The sequence below is a fragment of the Micrococcus sp. KRD096 genome (assembly GCF_017168495.1).
Lineage (GTDB): Bacteria > Actinomycetota > Actinomycetes > Actinomycetales > Micrococcaceae > Micrococcus > Micrococcus luteus.
On record NZ_JABFAY010000017.1, the window covers coordinates 99,021 to 103,802 of the forward strand.

4 protein-coding genes are annotated in these 4,782 nt (G+C 73.0%); 2 read left to right on the forward strand and 2 right to left on the reverse strand.

The features are described from left to right. The first annotated feature begins 46 nt into the window (after positions 1-46). The gene (locus tag J1M41_RS08305) at positions 47-655 is read left to right on the forward strand and encodes a carbonic anhydrase (RefSeq protein WP_036316346.1); all 609 of its coding nucleotides are present in this window, start codon (positions 47-49) and stop codon (positions 653-655) included. Positions 656-710: 55 nt separating this feature from the next. Then, positions 711-2,132 (forward strand): class II fumarate hydratase, encoded by a 1,422-nt coding sequence (locus J1M41_RS08310; RefSeq protein ID WP_044659622.1) that lies wholly within the window; start codon positions 711-713, stop codon positions 2,130-2,132. 90 nt (positions 2,133-2,222) lie between these two features. On the opposite strand, the gene J1M41_RS08315 is transcribed toward J1M41_RS08310, so the two are convergent. After that, entirely contained in the window at positions 2,223-2,726 is a 504-nt protein-coding gene (locus tag J1M41_RS08315; protein WP_036316321.1) for an A24 family peptidase, read from the reverse strand. Between the two features lie 343 nt (positions 2,727-3,069). Further along, a complete protein-coding gene (locus tag J1M41_RS08320; protein ID WP_206451545.1) occupies positions 3,070-4,518 on the reverse strand; it encodes a PhoH family protein in 1,449 nt (482 codons plus the stop codon). Positions 4,519-4,782: the final 264 nt, after the last annotated feature.

Below are 4,782 nucleotides of genomic sequence, written 5' to 3' on the forward strand. Positions count from 1 at the left end.
CCCCGAGACGACGCCGGCCCCCGACGTCGTCGTCCCCACCTCCGACCTGACCCCCGCCGAGGCGTGGGAGGTCCTCGCCGAGGGCAACCGCCGCTTCGTGGCGGGCGAGCCGAGCCACCCGAACCAGAACGCCGAGCGGCGCAGCGACCTGACCGCCGGTCAGGCCCCGGTCGCCGTGATCTTCGGCTGCGCCGACTCGCGCCTGGCGGCCGAGATCATCTTCGACCTCGGCCTCGGCGACGTGTTCGTGGTGCGCACGGCCGGCCACGTGATCGACGACGCCGTGCTGGGCTCCATCGAGTACGGCGTGGACGTGCTGGAGATCCCGCTCGTCATCGTCCTGGGCCACAACTCGTGCGGCGCCGTCACGGCGACGGTCGAGTCCTACATCTCCGGCACCATGCCGCGCGGCTTCGTGCGCCCCCTCGTGGAGCGCATCATCCCGTCCGTGCTGGCCGGGCGTCGCCGCGGGCTGGAGGAGGTCGACGAGTTCGTGGCCGAGCACGTGGACCAGACCTGCGACCACCTCCTGGAGACCTCGCAGTCCGTCCGCGCGGCCGTCGAGTCCGGGCGCACCGCCGTCGTCGGGCTCACCTACTCGCTGTCCGAGGGCACCGCGCGACCGGGCCGCGTGCACGGCGACCTGGCGGTCTGACGACGTCGGGCGTCCGGTGCGGCACCGGGCGCCCACGCCGTCCTAGGATGTGACCATGACCGCAGAGAACACCGATCAGCAGTTCCGCATCGAGCACGACACCATGGGCGAGGTGAAGGTGCCGGTGAACGCGCTCTACCGTGCACAGACCCAGCGCGCCGTGGAGAACTTCCCGATCTCCGGCAAGGGCCTCGAGCCCGCCCACATCCACGCCCTCGCGCAGGTCAAGAAGGCCGCGGCCAAGGCGAACGCCGAGCTGGGCATCATCTCGCAGGAGCGCGCGGACGCCATCGTCGCCGCCGCGGACCAGGTCATCGCCGGCGACCACGACGACCAGTACCCGATCGACGTGTTCCAGACCGGCTCCGGCACCTCCTCCAACATGAACACCAACGAGGTGCTCGCCACCCTCGCCACCCGCGCACTGAAGGAGGCCGGCTCCGAGGACGAGGTGCACCCCAACGACCACGTCAACGCCTCCCAGTCCTCGAACGACGTGTTCCCGACCTCCGTGCACGTGGCCGTCACCGCCGCCCTCGTGAACGACCTCGTCCCGGCGCTGGACCACCTGGCCGTCTCCCTCGAGAAGAAGGCGGAGGCCTTCGCCGGCGTCGTGAAGTCCGGCCGCACCCACCTCATGGACGCCACTCCGGTGACCCTGGGCCAGGAGTTCGGCGGCTACGCCGCGCAGGTCCGCTACGGCATCGAGCGCATCCAGTCCGCGCTGCCGCGCGTGGCCGAGGTCCCGCTCGGCGGCACCGCCGTGGGCACCGGCATCAACACCCCGAAGGGCTTCTCCGCCCGCGTGATCGAGCTGCTCGCCGAGGAGACCGGTCTGCCGCTGACCGAGGCCCGCAACCACTTCGAGGCCCAGGCCAACCGTGACGGCCTCGTGGAGGCCTCCGGCCAGCTGCGGAACATCGCGTTCTCGCTCATGAAGATCAACAACGACCTGCGCTGGATGGGCTCCGGCCCGAACACCGGCCTCGGCGAGATCGCCATCCCGGACCTGCAGCCGGGCTCCTCGATCATGCCGGGCAAGGTCAACCCCGTGATCTGCGAGGCCGCGATCATGGTGTGCGCCCAGGTGATCGGCAACGACACCACCGTCGCCCTGTCCTCCACCAACGGCGCGTTCGAGCTCAACGTGGGCATCCCCGTGATGGCCGCCAACCTGCTCGAGTCCATCCGCCTGCTGGCCAACACGACGCGCGTCATGGCGGACAAGATGATCGACGGCATCGAGGCCAACGAGGAGCGCTGCGCCTTCCTCGCCGGCGCCTCGCCGTCCATCGTGACCCCGCTGAACAAGGTGATCGGCTACGAGGCCGCCGCCAAGATCGCCAAGCACGCCGTCGCGAACAAGATGACCGTGCGCGAGGCCGTCGTGGACCTCGGCTACGTCGAGCGCGGCGAGATCACCGAGGAGCAGCTGGACAAGGCCCTGGACACCATGTCCATGACCCACCCGGAGTGATCCGGCGGATTCGGTGAGCGGCGCGACGCCGCCTCCCGGGCCACGACGCCGAGCGGCCGTCCTCCCGTGCGGAGGGCGGCCGCTCGTCGTTCACGCCAGCACCAGCACTCCGGCGGCCGCCGCCACCATCGCCGGCCCGAACGGCAGCGCCGTTCGCCCCGTCGCCCGGCCCGCGAGGACCAGCAGCCCCGCCACGACGCCGCCGAGCAGGATCGCGCCCACCCCGGCGGCGAGCACCGCCGTCGGACCGAGCACCCCCGTGTACACGCCCAGGCCGCCGGCGAGCTTCACGTCCCCCATCCCGAGGCCGCCGCGGCTGAGCACGTGCAGCGCGAGCATCGCCACGGTGTAGCCGAGACCGCCCAGCAGGCTGCAGAGGGCCAGGTCACCCCGGCCCGCCAGCAGCGCTCCCCCGGTCATCATCGCCAACCCGCCCAGCGCCAGCCGCAGCGTCCATCGGTTCGACAGCCGATGCTCCCGCAGGTCCGTGCGCACGAGCACGCCCGAGCACACCGCGAACCACGCCAGCCCCAGGGTCCACAGCACCGCCGTCGCCGGCGCGCCGTGCGTCCACGCCCATCCCACTCCGCTCATGCGCCCAGCCTAGGCCGGGCGGCGCACCCGCCGGGCCGCCGTCCACAGGCGATCAGGCCACCTCGCGTTCACGGTCCGGCCACCCGGTGTTCTGCCGACAGCGCAACCGGGGCCGCCCATTGCGACGAGCCCTCGCGTGGGTCTACTGTGAAGTCACGAGCTTCCAGCCGTCTCATGGACGTACGGGGCTCACACAGACCCCATGGCCTCAATCCCGTTTCAAAGGGGCCATGGTGGCGGGCTTCCTCGGTCCCCCATCCCCCCTCCGCGGGGCCGAGCACCCCCGCCGGGGGCCGCTGCTTCGGCAGCGGCCCCTTTTTCATGACCGACCCCGCCGCCCGGCTCAGGCCCGGCCCTCCTCCAGCAGGTCCGTGACCAGCGCGGCGATCGGGGAGCGCTCGGAACGGGTCAGCGTCACGTGTCCGAACAGCGGGTGGCCCTTGAGGCGCTCCACCACGGCCGCGATGCCGTCGTGCCGGCCCACGCGCAGGTTGTCCCGCTGGGCGACGTCGTGGGTCAGCACGACCTTCGAGTTGCGGCCCATCCGGCTCAGCACCGTGAGCAGCACGTTCCGCTCGAGCGACTGCGCCTCGTCCACGATCACCCACGCATCGTGCAGCGAGCGGCCGCGGATGTGCGTCAGCGGCAGGATCTCCAGCATCCCGCGGTCCACCACCTCGTCCACCACGGACGGGGAGACCAGCGCACCCAGGGTGTCGAACACGGCCTGCGCCCACGGGCCCATCTTGTCGCCCTCGGAGCCGGGCAGGTAGCCGAGGTCCTGGCCGCCGACGGCGTACAGCGGGCGGAACACGACCACCCTGCGGTGCTCGCGGCGCTCCATCACGGCGTCGAGGCCCGCGCACAGCGCCAGCGCGGACTTGCCGGTGCCCGCGCGGCCGCCGAGGGAGACGATGCCCACGCTCGGATCCGTCAGCAGCTCGATGGCCAGCCGCTGCTCGGCGGAGCGGCCATGCAGGCCGAACACGTCGCGGTCCCCGCGCACCAGGCAGGCTCGGCCGCCCTCGCCGACCCGGGCCAGGGCGGAGCCCCGGGGCGCAGTGAGCACCAGCCCCGTGTTGACCGGAAGGCGGTCCGCCTCGGCCGGGGCCTCCTCCGGCCCGGTCTCGACGCCCGTGCCGGTCAGGGTCCCCAGCGGGACGCCGGCCAGGTCGACCTCGCCGTCGTCGTAGAGGGCGTCCAGCCGCTCCTGCGCCACGCTGAGGGAGACGGTGCCGCGCCAGCCCGAGTCACGCACGAGCTCGTGGCGGTACTCGTCCGCGGCGAGGCCCATGGCCGCCGCCTTCACGCGCATCGGCAGGTCCTTGGACACGACCGTGACCGTGGCGCCCTCGTCCGCGAGCGCCTTCGCGACGGCGAGGATGCGGGAGTCGTTGTCCGTGCCGCGGATGCCCAGGGGCAGCACGTCCACGGACACGTGGTTCAGTTCGATCCGCAGCGTGCCGCCCTCGGGGGTGATCGGCACGGGCTGGTCCAGCGCGCCGTGGCGGCCGCGCAGGTCGTCGAGCAGGCGCAGGGCCGTGCGCGCGTCGTAGCCGAGGTCGGGGTCGGCGCGCTTGGCCTCGAGCTCCGAGACCACCACGAGCGGCAGGACCACCTCGTGCTCGGCGAAGTGCAGCAGGGCGCGCGGGTCCGAGAGCAGCACGGACGTGTCCACCACGTAGGTCCGCAGGCCGGTCGCGTCCGCCGGCCCCGCCTCGGCACGCGCCTGGCCCGGCCGGCTCGACGGCTCCTGCCGGGTCTGCGCGTGCTCCACGAGCTCTGCCACCATGTCTGCCTCCTGTGCCGGTGAACCATGCGGGCGGGGGTCCGCCCACGGGCCACGCTAGGAAGCGGCGTCGTCCGCCGGGGCCCGGCACGGTGAACCCGGGATGAAGTCGCGGTGACGGTCCGTCCGGGCTCCGCCACGGCCCCGGCGTCCCGCGCTCCCTACACTGGAGACGCGCCGCCGACGTCCCGACGGCCGCCCGCTCCCCGTCCCCAGGAGGGCCCTTGAGCATGCACCGCCCGTCCCCCGGCGCGCTCGGCCAGGGTC